This is a genomic window from Pseudomonas sp. QD4, assembly GCF_049199125.1.
GTDB lineage: Bacteria > Pseudomonadota > Gammaproteobacteria > Pseudomonadales > Pseudomonadaceae > Aquipseudomonas.
In genome coordinates, this window is the sequence record NZ_JBLZOM010000002.1 from 107,092 (window position 1) to 126,656 (window position 19,565).

The 19,565-nt window shown below is 59.9% G+C and carries 21 protein-coding genes and 1 tRNA gene; 15 read left to right on the forward strand and 7 right to left on the reverse strand.

Annotated features, from left to right (window positions below; genetic code table 11):
• Positions 1 to 7 precede the first annotated feature (7 nt).
• The 5 genes from ACOZJV_RS11215 (at position 8) to ACOZJV_RS11235 (ending at position 6,484) form a co-directional block, all read left to right on the forward strand.
• Positions 8 to 823 (forward strand): ABC transporter permease, encoded by an 816-nt coding sequence (locus tag ACOZJV_RS11215; RefSeq protein ID WP_078469352.1) that lies wholly within the window; start codon positions 8 to 10, stop codon positions 821 to 823.
• A gap of 522 nt (positions 824 to 1,345) precedes the next feature.
• Complete coding sequence (locus tag ACOZJV_RS11220) at positions 1,346 to 1,825, forward strand: formate dehydrogenase subunit gamma (protein WP_421547647.1); 480 nt, start codon at positions 1,346 to 1,348, stop codon at positions 1,823 to 1,825.
• Positions 1,822 to 3,381 carry a formate dehydrogenase beta subunit gene (locus tag ACOZJV_RS11225; protein ID WP_421547648.1) on the forward strand — a complete coding sequence of 520 codons (1,560 nt, stop codon included), beginning with the start codon at positions 1,822 to 1,824 and terminating at the stop codon, positions 3,379 to 3,381. Before ACOZJV_RS11220 ends, ACOZJV_RS11225 begins: the two co-directional genes overlap by 4 nt.
• Positions 3,378 to 6,266 (forward strand): formate dehydrogenase subunit alpha, encoded by a 2,889-nt coding sequence (gene fdhF / locus ACOZJV_RS11230; protein ID WP_421547649.1) that lies wholly within the window; start codon positions 3,378 to 3,380, stop codon positions 6,264 to 6,266. Before ACOZJV_RS11225 ends, fdhF begins: the two co-directional genes overlap by 4 nt.
• Positions 6,263 to 6,484, forward strand: a complete 222-nt coding sequence (locus ACOZJV_RS11235; RefSeq protein ID WP_421547650.1) for a formate dehydrogenase subunit delta — start codon at positions 6,263 to 6,265, stop codon at positions 6,482 to 6,484. The genes fdhF and ACOZJV_RS11235 overlap by 4 nt, the downstream gene beginning before the upstream one ends.
• A 103-nt stretch (positions 6,485 to 6,587) precedes the next feature.
• On the opposite strand, the gene ACOZJV_RS11240 is transcribed toward ACOZJV_RS11235, so the two are convergent.
• The gene (locus ACOZJV_RS11240; RefSeq protein WP_238596126.1) at positions 6,588 to 7,175 is read right to left on the reverse strand and encodes an amidase; all 588 of its coding nucleotides are present in this window, start codon (positions 7,173 to 7,175) and stop codon (positions 6,588 to 6,590) included.
• A 255-nt stretch (positions 7,176 to 7,430) separates the two neighbouring features.
• Between ACOZJV_RS11240 and ACOZJV_RS11245 the strand changes: the two genes are divergently transcribed.
• Positions 7,431 to 7,506 (forward strand) — tRNA-Thr (locus ACOZJV_RS11245).
• 107 nt (positions 7,507 to 7,613) lie between these two features.
• Here the strand turns inward: ACOZJV_RS11245 and ACOZJV_RS11250 are convergent.
• The 3 genes from ACOZJV_RS11250 to ACOZJV_RS11260 are packed head-to-tail and all read right to left on the reverse strand — an operon-like array spanning position 7,614 to position 9,483.
• Positions 7,614 to 8,195, reverse strand: coding sequence for a hypothetical protein (locus ACOZJV_RS11250; RefSeq protein ID WP_421547651.1), 582 nt, complete (start codon positions 8,193 to 8,195; stop codon positions 7,614 to 7,616).
• Positions 8,189 to 9,244, reverse strand: a complete 1,056-nt coding sequence (locus tag ACOZJV_RS11255; RefSeq protein ID WP_421547652.1) for a phage integrase — start codon at positions 9,242 to 9,244, stop codon at positions 8,189 to 8,191. Before ACOZJV_RS11255 ends, ACOZJV_RS11250 begins: the two co-directional genes overlap by 7 nt.
• A gap of 2 nt (positions 9,245 to 9,246) precedes the next feature.
• On the reverse strand, positions 9,247 to 9,483 hold the full coding sequence (locus ACOZJV_RS11260) for a helix-turn-helix domain-containing protein (protein WP_194237439.1): 237 nt from the start codon (positions 9,481 to 9,483) through the stop codon (positions 9,247 to 9,249).
• Positions 9,484 to 9,575: 92 nt separating this feature from the next.
• Between ACOZJV_RS11260 and ACOZJV_RS11265 the strand changes: the two genes are divergently transcribed.
• The 8 genes from ACOZJV_RS11265 (at position 9,576) to ACOZJV_RS11300 (ending at position 14,734) form a co-directional block, all read left to right on the forward strand.
• Positions 9,576 to 9,809, forward strand: coding sequence for a hypothetical protein (locus ACOZJV_RS11265; RefSeq protein WP_421547653.1), 234 nt, complete (start codon positions 9,576 to 9,578; stop codon positions 9,807 to 9,809).
• Between the two features lie 11 nt (positions 9,810 to 9,820).
• Entirely contained in the window at positions 9,821 to 12,487 is a 2,667-nt protein-coding gene (locus tag ACOZJV_RS11270; protein WP_421547654.1) for a toprim domain-containing protein, read from the forward strand.
• Between the two features lie 468 nt (positions 12,488 to 12,955).
• A complete protein-coding gene (locus ACOZJV_RS11275) occupies positions 12,956 to 13,249 on the forward strand; it encodes a hypothetical protein (protein WP_161758447.1) in 294 nt (97 codons plus the stop codon).
• An 11-nt stretch (positions 13,250 to 13,260) separates the two neighbouring features.
• Positions 13,261 to 13,512, forward strand: a complete 252-nt coding sequence (locus ACOZJV_RS11280) for a hypothetical protein (RefSeq protein WP_161758448.1) — start codon at positions 13,261 to 13,263, stop codon at positions 13,510 to 13,512.
• 62 nt (positions 13,513 to 13,574) lie between these two features.
• Positions 13,575 to 13,856 (forward strand): hypothetical protein, encoded by a 282-nt coding sequence (locus tag ACOZJV_RS11285; protein WP_161758449.1) that lies wholly within the window; start codon positions 13,575 to 13,577, stop codon positions 13,854 to 13,856.
• Positions 13,849 to 14,265: a DUF2528 family protein gene (locus tag ACOZJV_RS11290; RefSeq protein WP_161758450.1), complete on the forward strand. Its 417-nt coding sequence runs from the start codon at positions 13,849 to 13,851 to the stop codon at positions 14,263 to 14,265. The genes ACOZJV_RS11285 and ACOZJV_RS11290 overlap by 8 nt, the downstream gene beginning before the upstream one ends.
• Positions 14,262 to 14,492: an Arc family DNA-binding protein gene (locus tag ACOZJV_RS11295; protein WP_161758451.1), complete on the forward strand. Its 231-nt coding sequence runs from the start codon at positions 14,262 to 14,264 to the stop codon at positions 14,490 to 14,492. The genes ACOZJV_RS11290 and ACOZJV_RS11295 overlap by 4 nt, the downstream gene beginning before the upstream one ends.
• Positions 14,486 to 14,734: a hypothetical protein gene (locus ACOZJV_RS11300; protein ID WP_421547655.1), complete on the forward strand. Its 249-nt coding sequence runs from the start codon at positions 14,486 to 14,488 to the stop codon at positions 14,732 to 14,734. Before ACOZJV_RS11295 ends, ACOZJV_RS11300 begins: the two co-directional genes overlap by 7 nt.
• Before the next feature lie 593 nt (positions 14,735 to 15,327).
• Here ACOZJV_RS11300 and ACOZJV_RS11305 read toward each other — a convergent pair.
• From ACOZJV_RS11305 to ACOZJV_RS11315, 3 genes are all read right to left on the reverse strand, one after another.
• Positions 15,328 to 15,588 (reverse strand): ogr/Delta-like zinc finger family protein, encoded by a 261-nt coding sequence (locus ACOZJV_RS11305; protein WP_161758453.1) that lies wholly within the window; start codon positions 15,586 to 15,588, stop codon positions 15,328 to 15,330.
• A gap of 78 nt (positions 15,589 to 15,666) precedes the next feature.
• Positions 15,667 to 16,533 carry a phage portal protein gene (locus tag ACOZJV_RS11310; protein WP_161758454.1) on the reverse strand — a complete coding sequence of 289 codons (867 nt, stop codon included), beginning with the start codon at positions 16,531 to 16,533 and terminating at the stop codon, positions 15,667 to 15,669.
• Positions 16,445 to 18,496: a terminase large subunit domain-containing protein gene (locus ACOZJV_RS11315; protein WP_421547656.1), complete on the reverse strand. Its 2,052-nt coding sequence runs from the start codon at positions 18,494 to 18,496 to the stop codon at positions 16,445 to 16,447. Before ACOZJV_RS11315 ends, ACOZJV_RS11310 begins: the two co-directional genes overlap by 89 nt.
• 163 nt (positions 18,497 to 18,659) lie before the next feature.
• On the opposite strand from ACOZJV_RS11315, the gene ACOZJV_RS11320 reads away from it, so the two are divergent.
• A complete protein-coding gene (locus ACOZJV_RS11320) occupies positions 18,660 to 19,565 on the forward strand; it encodes a GPO family capsid scaffolding protein (protein WP_421547657.1) in 906 nt (301 codons plus the stop codon).

Genomic DNA, 19,565 nt, shown 5'->3' on the forward strand with positions numbered 1-19,565 from the left:
GGACTTTATGAATACACATCGCACTGCCCCGAGTACCCGGCTGCTGGCCGTGGTCGCCATGGCCTTCATGCTGTTTCCGTTGCTGACGGTGATCCCCGTGTCCTTCACCGCCAAGCGCTACCTGTCGATGCCCGACGGCAACTGGTCGCTGCGTCACTACGAAGCGCTGCTGAGCAACCCCGACTGGCTGTCGAGCATCGGCCAGAGCCTGGCCATCGCCACCGCCACCAGCCTGATCGCGACCCTGCTGGCGGTGAGTTTCAGCCTCGGCATCTGGTACCTGCGCTCACGCCTGGCGACCTTGCTGATCGGCCTGGTGCTGCTGCCCATGGCCATCCCGCCGGTGATCTCGGCGCTGGTCCTGTACTTCATGGAAACCAACCTCAGCCGCATCGCCCCAGGCCTGGGCTACGACACCCTGCCCGGGGTGGTGATCGCCCATGTGGTGATGGTGGTGCCCTATGGCGTGGTGACCATGCTGGTGGCCCTGAGCCAGATTGACCGGCGCATCGAACTGGCCTCGCGCAACCTCGGGGCCAGCCTGATGCAGACCACCTTCCTGGTGATGCTGCCGAACCTCAAACTGGGGATTTTTTCCACCGCGCTGCTGAGCTTTGCCCTGTCCTGGGAAGAAGTGGCGGTGACCCTGTTTATCACCAGCGTCGACGTCAACACCCTGCCGCGACGGATCTGGGGCGGCCTGCGCGATAACGTCGACCCCAGCGTGGCGGCGATTTCGGTGCTGCTGATCGGCGTCACCCTGCTGGTGCTGCTGGCCCGCCTGGCCTTGCAGTACGCCGCCCAGCGCCGCGCCCGTTCCTAACCCTCCTTTTTTGTGGCGAGGGCGCTTGCTCCCGCTGGCTGGCAACGCCAGCCCCAATGGCTGAGTCCCGGTTCCAACCAACGAACCGCGGGCTCTACCGCCGCTGGGCGCCCGAGCGGGAGCAAGCTCCCTCGCCACAGTGCCCACCCTCCTCTTTGGGCGGCGCCACTGACTATTACGCCTACAACTGATCGGGGTCATACCTGGACACGTATCTTTTGTCCGATATTCAGCCCGCGGCCCGTCAGGTTGCATCGACTCTTCTAGACTCAAAAGGCAGTCGTGCATGGAACTGAACATGTCGCTTCCGAGCCATTGAATCGGAGGCGGCGTGGCAAGCTGCCCTTTATGCCCTGAACAGGTGCGGCAAAGACCGCGCCGGGTACAACAAGATGCCCGCTCAGGGTGCCTGGCCAACGGCCTGAACATGCCGCGATACCGTGACGTGGCGTGACTGCCGCAGCCGACACTTTCGGACAGCCGACAGCCTTTGGGCGTGTCCGTGACCGTGAGGAATGCTGTATGCCTGATGAGATGTTGCACCTGCCTATGGTCAACAGCCTGCTGGAGCGCCACCAGGGCTCCCCCGGCGCACTGTTGCCGATCCTTCATGAAATTCAGGAGGGCATCGGCTACATCCCCGATGCCGCCATCCCCGAAATTGCCCACGCCCTGAACCAGAGTCAGGCCGAGATTTGCGGGGTAATCAGTTTCTACCATGACTTTCGCACCGCACCGCCGGCGCGCCATATCCTGCGCCTGTGCCGGGCCGAGTCATGCCAGAGCCGCGGCGCCGAGCAACTGGCGGCGCACCTGCGCGAGCGCCTGCAACTGGACGACCACGGCAGCAGCGCCGATGGCAGCATCAGCCTGCGCCCGGTGTATTGCCTGGGCGCCTGTGCCTGCTCGCCCGCCCTGGAACTGGATGGCCAGGTTCACGCGCGCCTGAACGCCGAGCGCCTCGATGCGCTGCTCGACGGCTGTCGGGAGGATGCGCCATGAACCGCCTGTACCTGCCCTGTGACTCCCTGGCCCGCGCGGTCGGCGCCGATGCCGTGGCCAGCACCCTGGAGACCCAGGCCGAGCAACGCCACTGGCCGCTGGACCTGCATCGCACCAGCTCGCGCGGGCTGTACTGGCTTGAGCCCATGCTGGAAGTCGACACCCCCGAGGGGCGCATCGGCTTCGGCCCGCTGACCGCCGCCGATGTCCCCTCCCTGCTTGACGCCCTGCAAGGCGACGCCAGCGCTCATCCACTGGCCCTGGGTCTGGTGGAACAACTGCCGTATCTGCACAGCCAGCAACGCCTGCTGTTTGCCCGTGCCGGCATCACCCGCCCGCTGTCCCTGGATGACTACCGAGCCCACGGCGGCTTTGAGGGTCTGGCCCGGGCCGTGACCCTGGGCGGCGAACAGACCGCCACCGCGGTGTTCGATTCCGGCCTGCGTGGCCGGGGCGGCGCGGCGTTTCCGGCGGGGATCAAATGGCGCACCGTGCGCGGCACCCAGGCGGCGCAAAAGTACATCGTGTGCAACGCCGACGAAGGCGACTCCGGCACCTTCGCCGACCGCATGCTGATGGAAGGCGACCCGTTTCTGCTGATCGAAGGCATGGCCATCGCCGGCATCAGCGTCGGCGCCAGCTACGGCTATATCTACGTGCGCTCGGAGTACCCGCAGGCCGTGGCCACCCTGCGCGAAGCGCTGGAGATCGCGCGCCGCAACGGTTACCTCGGGGCCAATGTCGGCGGCAGCGGCCAGGCGTTCGATATGGAAGTGCGGGTCGGCGCCGGGGCCTATATCTGCGGCGAAGAAACCGCGCTGCTGGACTCCCTGGAAGGCAAGCGCGGGATCGTCCGCGCCAAGCCGCCGATCCCGGCCCTGCAAGGGCTGTTCGGCCTGCCGACCCTGGTGCATAACGTGCTGACCCTGGCCTCGGTGCCGCTGATCCTGGCCAAGGGTGCACAGTTCTATCGCGACTACGGCATGGGGCGCTCCCTGGGCACCATGCCCTTCCAGCTGGCGGGCAATGTGCGCCACGGCGGCCTGGTGGAACGCGCCTTCGGCCTGACCCTGCGCGAGCTGGTGGAAGACTACGGCGGCGGCACCGCCAGCGGCCGCCCGTTGAAAGCGGCCCAGGTCGGCGGCCCGCTTGGCGCCTGGGTACCACCGTCGCAATTCGACACGCCACTGGATTACGAAGCCTTCGCCGCCATGGGCGCGATGCTTGGCCACGGCGGCGTGGTGGTCGCCGATGACAGCCTGGACATGGCGCACATGGCGCGCTTCGCCCTGCAATTCTGCGCCGAGGAATCCTGCGGCAAATGCACCCCATGCCGGATCGGTTCTACCCGCGGCATGGAGGTCATCGACCGCCTGCTGGCGGCGCCCGACCAGGACCATCGCGAACAGCAGGCCATCATCCTCAAAGACCTGTGCGACACCCTGCAATATGGCTCGCTGTGCGCCCTCGGGGGCATGACCTCCTACCCGGTCGCCAGCGCCCTCAAGCACTTCCCCGCCGACTTCGGTCTGCATGCCGCGGAGGCTGAGCAATGATCATCCAATTCGACCCCGCCAAAGACATGGATCTTGGCACCCCTGCCCGCGAGAGCCAGGTGCAGGTCACCCTGAACATCGACGGGCGCAGCATCAGCGTGCCCCAAGGCACCTCGGTGATGCGCGCCGCCGCGCTGCTGGGCACCAGCATCCCCAAACTGTGCGCCACCGACAGCCTGGAAGCCTTCGGCTCGTGCCGCATGTGCCTGGTGGAAATAGACGGCATGCGCGGCTACCCGGCCTCCTGCACCACCCCGGTCAGCGAAGGCATGAGCGTGCACACGCAAACACCGAAGCTCGCCACCCTGCGCCGCAACGTGATGGAGTTGTACATCTCCGACCACCCACTGGACTGCCTGACCTGCTCGGCCAACGGCAACTGCGAACTGCAAACCGTGGCCGGCCAGGTCGGCCTGCGCGAGGTGCGTTACGGCTATGAAGGCGAGAACCACCTGAGTGATAAAAAGGACACCTCCAACCCCTACTTCGACTACGACCCCAGCAAGTGCATCGTCTGCAACCGTTGCGTGCGCGCCTGCGAGGAAACCCAGGGCACCTTCGCCCTGACCATCACCGGGCGCGGCTTCGAGTCGCGGGTGGCCGCCGCCGGTGGCGACAACTTCCTGGAGTCCGAATGCGTGTCCTGCGGCGCCTGCGTACAGGCGTGCCCGACCGCGACCCTGATGGAAAAAAGCGTGGTCGAACTGGGCCAGCCCGAGCGCAGCGTCATCACCACCTGCGCCTATTGCGGGGTCGGCTGCTCATTCCGCGCCGAGATGAAGGGCGACCAACTGGTGCGCATGGTCCCGGACAAAAACGGCCACGCCAACCACGGCCACTCCTGCGTCAAAGGGCGCTTCGCCTGGGGCTATGCGACCCACCCGGATCGCATCACCAAGCCGATGATCCGCAAGCACATCAGCGACCCGTGGCAGGAAGTCAGCTGGGATGAAGCCGTGACCTACGCCGCCAGCGAATTCCGCCGGCTGCAACAGACCTACGGCCGCGACTCGATCGGCGGCATCACTTCCAGCCGCTGCACCAACGAAGAAACCTACCTGGTACAGAAACTGGTACGCGCCGCCTTCGGCAACAACAACGTCGACACCTGCGCCCGGGTCTGCCACTCGCCCACCGGCTACGGCCTCAAGCAAACCCTGGGTGAATCCGCCGGGACCCAGAGCTTCGACTCGGTGATGCAGGCCGATGTGATCCTGGTGATGGGCGCCAACCCCAGCGATGCGCACCCGGTATTCGCCTCCCAGCTCAAGCGGCGCCTGCGCGAAGGCGCCAGGTTGATCGTGATCGACCCGCGGCGCATTGACCTGGTGGACTCGGTGCACGCCCGCGCCGAGCTGCACCTAGCCCTGCGCCCCGGCACCAACGTCGCCATGCTCAATGCCCTGGCCCACGTGATCGTCACCGAGGGCCTGCTCCAGCAGGACTTTATCGATGCCCGCTGCGAGGCTGCGGATTTCGTGCGCTGGAGCGAGTTTGTCAGCCGCCCCGAGAACTCGCCGGAGGTCCTGGGCCTGATCTGCGGCGTACCCGCCGCCGACATCCGCGCCGCCGCGCGGCTTTACGCCACCGGTGGCAACGCGGCGATCTACTACGGCCTGGGCATCACCGAGCACAGCCAGGGCAGCACCGCGGTAATGGGCATCGCCAACCTGGCCATGGCCACCGGCAACATCGGCCGCGAAGGCGTGGGGGTCAACCCGCTGCGTGGGCAGAACAACGTCCAGGGCTCGTGCGACATGGGCTCGTTCCCCCACGAGCTGCCAGGCTACCGGCATATTTCCAACGACCTGGTGCGGGCGCAGTTCGAGCAGGCGTGGAACGTCAGCTTGCAACCGGACCCGGGCCTGCGCATCCCCAACATGTTCGAAGCAGCCCTGGGCGGCAGCTTCAAGGGCCTGTACTGCCAGGGCGAAGACATCGCTCAGAGCGACCCCAACACCCAACACGTGACCGCCGCGCTGTCGGCCATGGAATGCGTGGTGGTGCAGGACATCTTCCTCAACGAAACCGCCAAGTTCGCCCACGTGTTCCTGCCGGGCAGCTCGTTCCTGGAAAAAGACGGCACCTTCACCAATGCCGAACGACGCATCTCGCGGGTGCGCAAAGTCATGGAGCCCCTGGGCGGCAAGGCCGACTGGGAAGGCACCGTGGCCCTGGCCAACGCTCTGGGCTACCCCATGCACTATCAGCACCCGTCAGAAATCATGGATGAAATCGCCAGCCTGACCCCAACCTTCACCAACGTCAGCTATGCCGAACTGGACCGCCACGGCAGCCTGCAATGGCCATGCAACCAGGACGCGCCGGACGGCACCCCGACCATGCACATCGACCAGTTCGTGCGCGGCAAGGGGCGCTTCATGCTGACCGGCTACGTGCCCACTGAAGAGAAAGTCAACGGCCGCTACCCACTGCTGCTGACCACCGGACGCATCCTCAGCCAGTACAACGTCGGCGCCCAGACTCGCCGCACCGACAACGTCGCCTGGCACGATGAAGACCGCCTGGAAATCCACCCCACCGACGCCGAAAGCCGGGGCATCAACGAAGGCGACTGGGTCGGCATCGGCAGCCGCGCCGGGCAGACCGTACTTCGGGCCCGGGTCACCGAACGGGTGGCGGCGGGCGTGGTGTACACCACCTTCCACTTCCCCGAATCCGGGGCCAACGTGATCACCACCGACAACTCCGACTGGGCCACCAACTGCCCGGAGTACAAGGTCACGGCGGTGGAAGTCAGTCGCGTCTACCACCCTTCCGAATGGCAGAAACGCTACCAGGCGTTCAGTGACGAACAGCAGCGCCTGCTCAGCGAACGTCGCCAGGCACGCAAAGGCGGCGCTGCCGCGGAGGTCCGCCGATGAGCACCGCCAACCTGATCAAAATGGCCAACCAGATCGCCCAGTACTTCGCCAACGATCCGGACCAGCAGCAAGCCATGCTCAGCGTGCGCAACCACCTGAAAATGTTCTGGACCCCCGGCATGCGCAAAGACCTGCTGGCCTGGCAAACCGAACACCAGGGGGCGCAACTGCATCCCCTGGTGCAAACCGCCGTCAGCGGCGCAGGGTGGGAGGCCTGAAAGTGACGAGATGAAAGGACAGAGCCCGTCGCTGGACGGGCTCTGGGGTGGCTTGGTGGCCAGTGCCGCCGTACCACCGACAGAGCATCAGTGGTGCGGCGTCTCAACGGCTCGGGCAGCGCGTCTCGACCGCCGGAGTGGCCACAATCGGCAGCGGCAGCGACTTCTGCGACTGACCAAGAGGCAGCAGTTCGTAAACCCCAAACACACAGATCGCCGCCAGCTTGCCGTCGGCACCCGGGGCGTTGTTCAAGCCCACATAAACCTCATAACTGCGACCCGGCTCAAACTGCACCACCTTCTTCGCCGCCGGGCACGTCAGGTAAGTACTGCCATAGCTGCCCGCCGCCAGCCCCATGCTTTCCAGCAGGAAAGGCGTGCCAGCCGGCACCCGGTACTCGGCAACGATCTCGGTATACAAACCCTCGGCCATGCGACTCGCCCCCAGGTACTGCTGCATCTTCGGCGCATAACGCGGCGCCATGTCCTGCTTGCCCGGTACCAGCGGCGCCTGTGGATAATTGATGCTCGGCTGCAAATCCTCGCCAAAGCGCCCGGCCTTGGCCAAGCCCCGGGTTTCGCCGACACACCCGGCGTAATCGGCGCCACGCACCTCGCCATTGGTGATCACCCGCAACTGCGCCGTCTGAGCACCCTGGGGGGGCTCGGCATAAGGCTGCACTGGTTTCACACTGCACCCACCGAGCAAAGCCAACGCGACGAAAACGAGGTTTTTCCTGAGATCCATGACCATTGGGGCTATTCCTGATAAACGGGGACAAAACGCAAACACGCCACCTTGGACACACCCTCAGCCATACCGGACACACTCGCGCCCACGGCTTCCCAACCAAGCGCCAACCGCGCACCAGACGCCTGCGCAAAAATAGTCAGTTTTCAGGGGTTTACAGACGCCCGCCAATCGCTATAATCGTCGCCCTAACACGCCGGTATAGCTCAGTTGGTAGAGCAACTGACTTGTAATCAGTAGGTCCCGGGTTCGACTCCTGGTGCCGGCACCATATTCAAAGCCCCGCAATGCGGGGCTTTGTTGTTTCCGGGCTTCGGAAAAGCCTCACGTCATTTCGTGAAAGCGTCCACAAATTGTCCACTTTTCACATTTCGCTCCCTAGAAGCTCCACCACTTTCTCGAAGGCTTCGGCACAGGCGCAGTCAACGTGCGACCTATCCCTAATGCCATTTCGAGTAAATCTGCCGTTTGTTTGAAGTTATCAGGATTCTTGGTTCCCTTGGCAAGAAAGCCTCCGGGCACCACATCAAGCCTGGCACTGTCGACAAGTTGATAGAATCGAACGATTTCTTTTGCGTCTTCCGCAGTCAGCACACCAAGTTTTGAAACGTTTCCCTGGTAGACCCTGTTGTACTGATTATCAATGTGAACTTCGAAACTCTTACTGCCTTTCTCTCTTTCTGAGAGTTCAGTAAGACACGACAAATGTAGGCGAAGCAGCTTCTCATTTGCTCGCAAGCCCTCAAGGATTAGACGACGCTCCACAATTTCTACAATCGCTGACACCTCAGCAAATAAAGATGCCTTTACGCTTTCACTCTCCCTTTCCATTTGCTTTTTCCATAGACGAACTGGACCAATCAGCGCCGTAGCCGCCGCTACAACAGCAATCAATATCGCCGTCCAGTTTGTCGCAGCAAGGGACTGCACCACCGGTGTCCAATCAATACTCCCTAGCATTCACTTGCTCCCAACGATGTTTGTTCAAAGGAAAGAGGGTTGAGCTTCACGACATCAGCAAGATGACCAGGACTGAAGTGTGCGTACTTCATAGTCATGGCCAAGGACGCGTGCCCTAAGACACGTTGCAGCGTAAGAATATCTCCGCCCTTGGTCATGTAGTGGCTGGCGAAGGTGTGCCGCAATACATGCGTCAACTGACCCGCCGGCAGCTCCAACCCCACCGCATCTATCGATTCACCAAACCGCTTATAGCAGTCGCCAAACGGCAGCGTGTCCTTGATCAGCTTCTGTAGTGTTTCAGTGATGGGCACCGTGCGGTTCTTCGAGGACTTGGTCCTGGTGTAGTGAATTAAGCCCCCTCGGACCTGCCGCGCTGTTAGGCCCTCCGCTTCAGACCATCGAGCACCTGTTGCTAGGCAGATCCTCGCAACGACACCTGCAGCTGGCGATCGAGCATCGAGATCATCGAGCAGAGGCTTGATCTGCTCCGGCTCCAGAAAGGCCATCTCGGTTTCGTCAAACTTCAAGCCCCGTACTTTGCCCAGGGGATTCTCACCCTTCCATTCACCCAAGCGGTCCAGCTCATTGAATACAGCGCGTAGATAAGCCAGTTCATGATTCAGCGTATTGGCGCTGACGGGCTTGGCATCTGCCCCCTTCTTTCGGCCACTACCCGCCGTGGCTCGCCCATGCTTGCCCGCCAGGCGCTCGGCTCGATACTGGGAAAAGTGGGTTGTATTGAAGTCCGACGCGCGAGGGTCACCCATGCGTTCAGCCATGGCGATGAGCGCTCGCTGCCGCTCTTCCCCTCGCTTGAGAGTTCGTCCATGGGACTTAAACCAGAGATCGATTAGGTCCGTCAGCTTGCGTTCATCTCGCTTTGTCTTCTTTTCAAACTCTCCCTTCGCCCCATCCCCCATGATCCGATTCTGGTAGTAAAGGGCTTCGCTTTTCGTGCGGAATTTCTTGCGTATGCGTGGGCCATCCCGGCCTTCAGGTCGGCAATCGACCTCGTAACGGCCGTCGTCCAGTTTCTTGATCGACATGCTTACACCGGACTGACTTGGCCGGACTCTGGAGCAACGTCACCAGTTGCAAGCCACAACGCATATTTCTTGAAACGCGGGTGATTTGCGACCTTCAAGAACGGAGCAAGCCCCATCTCCGTTATGCCCGCGTCGTACTTCTTCCAACTGCTGATACTGATCTCCAGTAACTCACAGAACTCAGTCTGAGTAAGGCCTTCCTTAGCTCGTATGGCTTTCATTTTCGCCGGCAGATCCACTGCTTATCACCTCTTGACAGGTTCCAATCTTGGAACCATCATGGTTCCCTACTTGGAACTTTGATCCCCAATATTCAGGAGAGGTTAGCAGAATGCAGATCACCATCGACACGCCCTACGTCACGGTAGGCGAATACGCCAAGCGATCCGGGCAGTCCGATTCCGCCATCCGCCGTGAGATCGATTTGGGCCGCTACATCATCCGGCCAAAGACCGAAGGCTCTAAGTCTGCCGTGCTGATCAATATGGTGCACATCCTGATGGAAGCAGCCGAACAGGCCGAACGCGCTCGAGGCCAGCACAGCAAAAGAGTTGTAAACAAGTAATGGGAACTCGAATGGATTTCGACGCTATCTATCGAAACGACGTGGTCGACGCGCTGCTGAATGATCGTGACCTGGACTTCAGGAAAGAGAACGAGAAGTACCTGTCAGAGGGCGTATGCCCGCGCTGCAGCAAGCGAGAGCTGTTCATCAGCAAGGCCAAGCCTTATCAACTGAAGTGCAGCCGAGAGGGCAAGTGCCAGTTCGACGAGAAGACCCGAGAGCGCTACAGCTACCTGTTTGAAAACCTGAGCCAACGCTTCCCCAAAACCGACGAGAACCCACACGCAACCGCCGACGCCTACCTACAGCGCAACCGCGGATTCGATGTGGCCAAGCTGGCCGGCTGGTACACCCAGGGCCGTCGCAAGATGAAAACTGAGGAGTGGGCCGACACTGTTCGCTTCTCGCTTTCTAACGGCCACTGGGAACGCATCATCGACGAGCGCATGGTGGCCGCGAACGAAGGTGTGAAGGCCGGCATCAAGAGCGGTATGAGCTACACCAACAGCGGCTGGATGCCACCTGGCCAAATCATCGAGCGCAGCGATAGTGTTTTCGTCGTGGAGGGGATCTTCCATGCGATCGCACTGCATCTTGCGGGCTTCAAGGTCATCGCCTCGATCAGCTGCGTCAACTTCCCCTGGGAGATCGTCGAGGCGAACAAGGGCAAGCTCGTTACCTGGGTGATTGCCCTGGACGACGATAGCGCGGGCCACAAGTACATTCCCAAATACCTCAAGATGCTGCGCGGCTTGTCAGAGATCGCCTGGGTAGCGCGCGCCGGCGAGCGCGATTGGGACGACGTGTACCGCGATGGCCACCTGGACAAGGCGTTCATGGACGAGGCCTGCTATCGCGGGCGGCTGTTCACGGCCAGCAGCACCCGGAAACTCGCCTACCTGGTGTACCTGCGGCGCCCTTCTGGCTTTTACCTGCTGGAGTTTGGCAATCAGCTCTACTCTGCGCGCGTTAACCAGGCAGAGCTGAGCAAGGCCCTAGGAGAGGAAAAGGTAGAGGGCAATCGGGAGGTCTTCTACAGCAACCTCCGTATCGATCAGATTTCCAACTGCATTCCCAACCTGGACTATCTGGAAAAGGACATTGTTACCGGGGAACAACGCTACTACTTCGACTTCAAGTTTCCAGACCGCACCCGCAGCTGCCAGGCGCCCCTGCCGTCCAGCGCGATCGCCGAGCCTCGCGGCTTCGTGCGCGCCCTGCTCGACTTCACCCCCGGCGGAAATTTCGAGGGTGGTGCCCGCGAACTGGCGATGCTCAAGCACAAATGGCTGAACGACGAGAGACGCCCTGTGCCAACCGTTCGAAGCCTGCCATTCCTGGGCTACGACGAAGAGAGCGGCACTTACTGCTACCCCAAGTTTGGATTCAACAGCGGCAGCGAGCTGGCGGTGAACACCCACGGTTACATCCAGGTGAAAGGGGCAGGCGTGAAAACCTCCTTGGTGAACACCAGGTTCGAACGCGGCGACGACTTCGACGGGGCGTGGTTTCCGGACTTCCTCGCCGTGCACAACCTGAACGGATTGACTTCGCTTGCCTGGTGGACCGCCTCTCTCTTCGTCCAACAGATCGGCACCGAGCAGGCATCGTTCCCGTTCCTGGAACTCACCGGTGACCCTGGCGCTGGTAAGTCCACCCTGCTCCGTTTCCTGTGGCGTCTCATCGGCCGCGACAACATGGAAGGCATCAAACCTAGCGGTACGGGCGCCAGTGCGGTCGGCCTGTCACGGGCCTTCGCGGAAGTGAGCAACCTGCCGGTCGTACTGATTGAGTCGGACCGTACCTATGTGGACGCCAACGGCCGCACGGTGACCGTTCAGTTCGGCTGGGACGAAGTGAAGACCCTGTTCGACTACCACGCCCCGCTTCGTGTAACGGGCGCGAAGACCACGGGCAACGAAACCAGGGTGAGTATCTGGCGTGGCGCCCTGGCTATCTCTCAGAACGAAACCGTCGACGGTTCGGAGGCAATCTTGTCGCGGATCGTGCACCTGCACTGCACCACAGAACACCACTCCCTCGCGCTCAAGCCGCTGGCCGACCGCTTGAAGGTGCTGAAAGCAAAAGAGCTGGGCGGGTACTTGCGCAAGTGCCTGGCTAACGAGCAGCAGTGGCTGGCCAGATACTTCGAAGCCTTCCCCCGCTATGAGCAGCGTCTCCAGTCAGTCGGTGCGCTTACTGAGGGGCGAATCGTCCAGTGCCATGCGCAGATCATGGCCGCTGCTTATGCCACACAGGGCCTGTTCTCACAGTGGACGGACCGCGATACCGAGAACGTGGCCAAACAGCTTGAGGCACGTGCAATCGATCGGCAGCAACGTTGCCGATCGGAGAACCCCACCGCCGCCAAGTTCTGGCAGATCTATCACTACCTGAATGAAGACGTGGTGACGACCATCGACGGTGATGGCGAGCGAGAAGAGATCCGAGAGACGTTGAACCACAGCATCGATAAGGAGCTGATCGGCATCAACATTGAGCACTTCCAACAGGCCTGCAGAAAGGCTGGCCAGGACGTGATTCCGGATACCCAACTGCGCCGCGCCCTAGCCAGTAGCACCACCCACAAGTTCATCGAAACCCGTAAAGCACGCTCCCGTTTGGAGAAGCGGTCTCTGTGGCTGTGGTTCTTCCACAAGCGCGGGGAGGCCGCTTGAAACGTATGGGTGCGAGGGGGGAAAGGGGTGTTCGTGGGCTGATGACTGCTTTTGTGCGGAGCCCAACAGAGCAGCCGGAACATCCGGAACATTTCTATTTAATCGATATAAAACCTAATAAATACAGGTAGTTAGAACACAAAAAATGTTCCGGCACTGCTGGAACATGCCGGAACGCACCGGAACAAAATCTGTTCCGGCATGTTCCGCCAATGTTCCAGTGGGGACTGACCACCGGAACATGGCTGCAGCCCTTGTATAGCGTGCCCTGTAGCCATTTTTACAAAAACCCGTGTTCCGGCATGTTCCGGTGGCACCGGAACATTTTCGCACCGCTGGAGGCCCCGTAAATCAAGGGGTCCAGCAATTCAACTTTCAGATGTTCCGGATGTTCCGGTCGTATGAAGGGACTACACACGTTTTTATTTGCGCGGGGATTCCGCGTCAGCACCAGAGAGAGGCAACACCATGCAACTACAAGTCATCACCGGCCATATGGGCACAGGCAAAACCACCAAGCTACAGGCGATTCAAACCGAGCTGGCCAGCCAAGGTATCGACGCACCGATCATCGTCGGTGCGAGCTGCACCACTCCGTTCTTTCTGAACCAGATCTCCAGCCGGGCTATGGCCGGTGCCAAACACTTTCTGGCGGACGACTGCACCAGGGCTCAAATCAAAGCGGTGCACGACCTACGTGCACGCGGCATCAATTCAGGATTACCGGAGTACTTGGTGATCCACCTGGTGCAGCAGGCTTAAAGGGGACGTCCATGAACATTCGATACAGCGCCAATGCTCTAAACGGGAGTCTGCAATTACCGAGCTACTACGTGGACCTATGCACACCCGAAGATCTTGCCGAAATAGTGACCATTGCGCACTGGCAGGACCATTCAGAAGAAACCCCAACGATCATCACCGTCGTTCACCTGCTGGAGGTCGACGGTCAAGACTTGGGATTGTTTGAAGTGCGCTGTGAGCAGCGCCCTGTATTCACGGCAAGCCAATTGCGGCAAGCCTGATAAAGACGGTGTCGAGGAGTTCGCACCTCCTCGACACCAACCACCACAAGAGGAGCAACACCATGCAAGCACAGCACCCAAGTAGCAGCGATTCGAAGGCTATCACATCACCGGCCGAAGGCATGCAGAAGGCACGTCACTTGATGGCCATCCGCATCGTTGGAACTGCACTTTTCGACTACCAGGTGCAAAAGACGGCGGCCGCCCGGATCCGCCTCGAGTCACTGGCAACCATGGCCCAAGCCCAGGGCGATTTGACCGACATTGAAGCGCTCGTGGTCGCCCAAGTTCTCGCCACTTCCAATAACCCTATCCAGCAGATGCAGGAGCGAAACCATGTCTGAGCAAACCAACATCAAGCGGTACAACGTCAAAGACACCTGGAAGGGCTATGAGGTGACCCTTGAGGTAAACCTTGACCGCCTGACAGCGGAGCGCGCTGGGCTCATCAATAGTTACTGGACCGGGGCTGAAGATCGTGGGGACGAGGAAGACGGCGACCTCATTCGCAGTGTCGTTCACCTGGCCGGGCTCGAGGTGATCTGTGAAATGCTCGAAGACGGCGGTGCCAACTTTTCCAGTGGCTGCAACGATTATCCCGCTCGTTGCGCGACTAGGACCCTTCAGGAAACAGAGGGCTGGGGAGGAGGCATTGATGGGGACGAATTCGGATGGTGTGGAATCCGCGTTGTCGCCGCTGATGTCCAGCTCCCAGACTTTGAGGACTTGGCGTTGGTCGAGGTGGCCTTATGAGCGATTCTCGTGAGCAAGATAAATTTGTGGTGCGTCTGCCGGATGGCCTACGCCCCGAGATCGCGGCCATAGCTCGAATCAACCATCGCAGCATGAATGGGGAAATCATCATCCGCCTGCAGCGCTCTCTCGTCCTGGAACAACTCCAAGCTAAGCAGGACGAACTCATTACCCAGTTGCTCAAACGCATTGATGCATTGGAATCAAAGGAGGCCTCCTCATGCTGATCGACGGACAATTCATCGCCATAAGTGAGGCGCAGTACGCTCACGCCCGCAAACAGCTGGAGCTGCCTTCAGACTTTCACCTGGTCGAAGCCACTGCCCTCCTCCACCACGACACTGGGAACGGCATTGCTCAAATCCCACTGCCTGCCGGGTTGGTCGTCGCAGCCTTTGAAAATACCGCGGGCCATCGTCAGTATGGCGTCGTGACTCTTCCCCCTTTAAAAATCAATTTTAGAGACTAAAAAATAGACTCCCAATCCATAAAGGGCGCTTCGGCGCCCTTTTTTTCCCTCTAGAACCTCAGTTCAAATCAACTAATAACAACACATCAAACATATATACTGCCTATGCCTTCGATTTCTCCAACAGCAATCGAATACATTTTTAAGCATGAGAAACCACAACAAAACTCATTGTAATTGATCACAAAATTAAAGCCTTCTAGTGAAATAAAGACTGAAATACCAAGCTAAAAATTACTTCCTCAAGTTCTACACCAGAGAGCCGCACGCCTGTAAATGATCGGTACAATATTATTTTACTATCAGTTTACAGTTCAAAAAATGTAGATCTTAGAACACTTGACGAATTAAAAAGCCACCATCTAAACTTCGCCAAATCAAGACCTGCCGAATATGGAGTTTTCAGTTATGAGTTCAGTTGTTGCGTCGAAAGAATTTCGAGAGGAGTTGCAGGATTGCCGAAATTCCGTAGCGTTTGCCCTAGAGTTACTGCCCTCTAACTCCGAGTTTTCCGAACATGCTCAAGCCGGGTTTGCGCAGTTCCGGATTGATTGTTTTAACCAGTTCAATGCCATTGTTTCGAAAGTGTGCAGTCACACTGATGGCAATACACCGAGTTGATCAAACAACTCTCGTTGCTGAGCACGGGGCAGGTCGCGGAGACGATCGAACAACAAACGATCAACCGCCTGCGCTGAAGGGCTCAGGGTGTGAGAAAAGGTGAGATTGGCCACCCAGGTGTGACCACACGAGATATCCCCGCACTGGCAGTAGAGTTTGGCAAATTTCTTCGACAGATCATCCCGTGAAGCAATCCGCCCTTTACTGCCACATTCCGCGCAATACACCCGCATCAACTGCCCTCCCCAGGGTTCCTTATTCGGCACTATTATGCCATATCTGTAGTGGCACCTTCTCTAAAGCCGCCCATATCAACTAGTTACAGTAGGGTCAGGCGCGTCCCTCCAAGCAATACGCCGATCGTCTCTTAGCGTGTCATTGAGCTGGTTGAACAGTTGGCAGATCGGCCTGATCTCGTTGCTGGTGTAAACCCGATCGATCTTTTCGATATCGCCAAAGCCACCGCTGTTTTCCGGAATGATCCCTGCCAGCGCCGGGTTCATACGCCATGCGGCGATTACATCGTTGCGGGTGATGTTCTTGACCTTCTCCAGCTCGTCCTTGGCCTGGAAGTCGCCCACGGGGATGATCTGGATTGCCTTCTCTGTTCCCCCCGGGATGTTCACGAACATCGATCTGAAGTTGCCCACGCCCTTACTGGCGCTGATCTGATCGCGCAGGTTGTCCTCGTCTTCTTCCGACAGGTTCGCGTCGTTGGTATAGAAGATGTAGCCCGCGTGGGCCCCGTTGCTGTAATAGCGCCGGCGGAACAGAGTCGCCGCCTCGTTGAGCAATAGCGACTGCAGGCCACCCAGGTAGTCGGGGATGCCATAGATGTTCTGTTCCACGTCGTAGTTCATGACGTGCTCGATCTCGTCCTGGTCGAATTCCTCTTCTTTGCCGTCTTTGCGCAGCATCACGAACCCACCGTCCACCTTTACCCGCATGTTGATCGCCGGAAGGTGCTCCAGCTCCAGCACCTGCCCGAAGGCGTTGGAGTGGCGCAGTAAATACGCCTCGCCGAACACCACGAAATCCAGGAAGGCACGGCCTGCAGTAGCGACCCCACAACCCTGCGACGGGATGAACTCACGCAGCAATAGGTTTCGCTTGAACCCTGGAATGGCGCCGTGGTGAGCGTTGGCGCGCAGCAGTTTGGCCAGGCCTTGGCGGGACACCGGCGGCGTGTAGATCCGTCCGTTGTCGCTGGCGAAGACGCCCAGGTACTGCCCGATATTCTCGGTCAGTACCTGCTCTGGTGCCCCGAACGAGAAGGCCCGCGTGGGCCGTCGTGCCGGAATTACCTGGTGCTCTTTTTTTGTGTTGGCCATTACCTGATCCGCTGAGTGCATAGCGACTGCGCCGCTGCTTGTTGGTGTTGAGGGGTTCATGGGCCAGGGCATGCATGATTGCCCAGGCCACATCGGCGTGGCCGGTGGCGTCGGTGCGCGATGCGCTATAGGTCACTTGGCCGCTGTTGGTGGTGCCGCGCTTAATTGTCAGGAACGCCTGGGCTATGTCGTTCCAGCCCGCGTCCCACTCAATCCGGCTTCCCATGATCGTGTCCTGGGCTTTGAGCACCAGCGCGTTCTTGGCCTCAAGGCTGTAGTGAATAGCCGTTGCACGCGGGTAGAAGTCGCGCACCAGGTCATACACGCCGTACCCGATACCGGTGGTATCGATGCCGATGTGTTGAACGTTGAAACGTTCGGTGAGCTTCTTGACCTGGGCCGCCTGGTACGTGAACGAATGCCCACGCCAGCTGTGCTTTTCCAAGATCCGGAACTTGGCCCCGGGCTCCAATGGCGGCGCGATGACGACACAGGTGGCGTCGTCACGGGTGCGACTGGGGTCATACCCCAGCCAGACGGGGCTGTTGCCAAAGGGCCGCTCATGGTCGGGGTCGAAGTCGGTCCACAACGACTGATCGGAGTAACAGCGTTCCAGATCCTTGAGGGTGAAGGCGCTCTGAGTGCTGTCGATGAACTTGCACATGAACAGCTGCTGAAATTTGTCCTCGTCATACTCAAGCTGCAGTTGCTCCAGGTTGAACAAATTGCAGCCGCCGGCGAGCGCATCCAGGATGGTGATGATCTTGCGCCACTGCCCATCAGGGCAGGTTGCGCCCGCTGCAATCTGGTCGTCGCTGGGCCATGGTTTTTTGGCGTCCGGGTGCTTGCCGTTGCGGAACTTCTCCCCAGTCCAGAACGGATAAGCCTGGTGCGACACGGCGCTGGGCGTCGAAAAGTAGGTTTTGCGCCATTTGAAGTGGGTGCCCATGGCACTGGCGGTATTGTTCAGCTTCTCGAAATCGCGGATCCAGAAGTATTCGTCGACGTACACATGGCCGTGGTAGCCCTGGGCGGTTGCCCCGTTTGTACTGAGAAAGCGCAGCTCGGCCCAAGGCTTGCCATTCTTGCTGAGCACTATCGGGTTTCCGGTCAGCTCCAGACCGAACCACTCCTGGGCAAAGGCAATGATGTAGCTACGGAAAATCTCAGACTGGGCGCGGCTGGCGGATAGAAAGACCTGGTTGTCCCCGGACAGCACGGCGTCCATGAACGCCTCGCCGGCGAAGTAGTAGGTCAGGCCCACCTGGCGGCTTTTGAGGATGTTCCGGATCCGCATCGTCAGCGGATTCTGTTTGGCCGCGAACAGCTCCTTCTGATAGCCGTACATCTTGCTTATGAACTTGTCGAGAAAGTCGACCTCGGTCAGCTCGCTGACGTCGTTCTTCACCTTCTTTTCGCGCTTCTTGCCACCTTTGTTGCCGCGCTCCCGGCGATCACCACGCGACCGATCGCGGCCGTCCTGTTGCTCTGCAGGTGGCTCACCGGTCGGCGCCGGCACTGGCTTTAGGCATTGCTTAGCCAGGCGCTCGCGAAGCGTTGTGAGGCGGTCCAGCTCGTTCAACTCGCCCGGGGTCAGCGTGCCCGGCTTTTCAAGCAACAAGGTTATACGGCGGCTGACGGCGGTCAGCGGCTCCTCATCCGTGAGCATGTCCTCCCAGCCGCCCTGGCGGATCCAGTAATAGACGATCCGGATGTTTGGCAGGTTGAGTTGCGCCTGAATTTCCTTGGCCTTGTGGCGGCGCAGAAATAGGCGTTTTGCGGCTTCTTTGACTTCGACTGAATAGAACATGGGCCGCAGTCTATGCGGCGAAAACGCTGGAAACGCGGGCTTAAATTCCGCCTTCTTCCTAGATCGTGAATCTAGGAGAACCGCGGATTTGAACCGTTTGTTTGGGCCGGGATCGCTCCCTATCGTGGCGGCTCATTCAACCGATTGAGCGCAGTTAACGCCCATGCCCCGTTCCCTTGTTTCGTTCTGGAAACGCGTCGCCACCAGCGGCCTGACCGCCGATGGTCGCGAGATTCTGGCCCAGGATCTGCGCGATATCGCCGAGACCTATAAGCCGTCTTTCTATACCGCTGTGATCTGGTGCGACCACGAACGCTGGCCGGGCTCCCACGGCACCGTCTATGCGGTGCGTCTGGTCGAGGAAGGCGACGATCTGCAACCAGGTGAGGTCGCGCTTGAGGCGCAATTGAAGCCCAACGACCAATTGCTCTACCTCAATGATCGCGGCCAGAAGCTGTTCACCAGCATCGAGATCACCCCGAACTTCCGAGGCACGGGCAAAGCGTACCTGACCGGCCTGGGCGTCACCGACGAACCCGCGAGCGTCGGCACCCAGGAACTGTACTTTTCGAACCGCTCCAACAAGACCGCCTATTACGCCGCTTCGGTGGCAATCGGCTCGTTCCGTGACGCCCAGCCCCAGGGTGAGATCGGCCGGCTCGCCGCCATGTTTACGCGCCTGTTCAAGCACTTCGGCCTCGAAGAAGCCCCCGCAACCCCGCAAACCCCAACCGAGAGCAAACCCCCAATGGATGAAGCTACAGCCAAGGCGCTGCAGGCACTGCTGGAGCAGCTGTTGCTTGTTGCTGCCGGCATTCAAGCAGTGATCGAGCCGGCCACCGCCGAGATCGAACAGCCCGATCAAGCTCCAATCGACGATGTTGAAGCCGCAGTCGCCGGCATTGTTGAACAGGCCGAGGCCGATCGTGAGTTCGCCCGAAGAGGCAACACCGACAGGCGCCTGGCCAACATCGAAAGCCTGCTGACCAAGGCCTTCAGCACCGTCAAAACCCGTCAGGTGTCTCGCACCACCGGCCCCGCCGGCCCTGCCAAGACGCGGGTGCTCTGA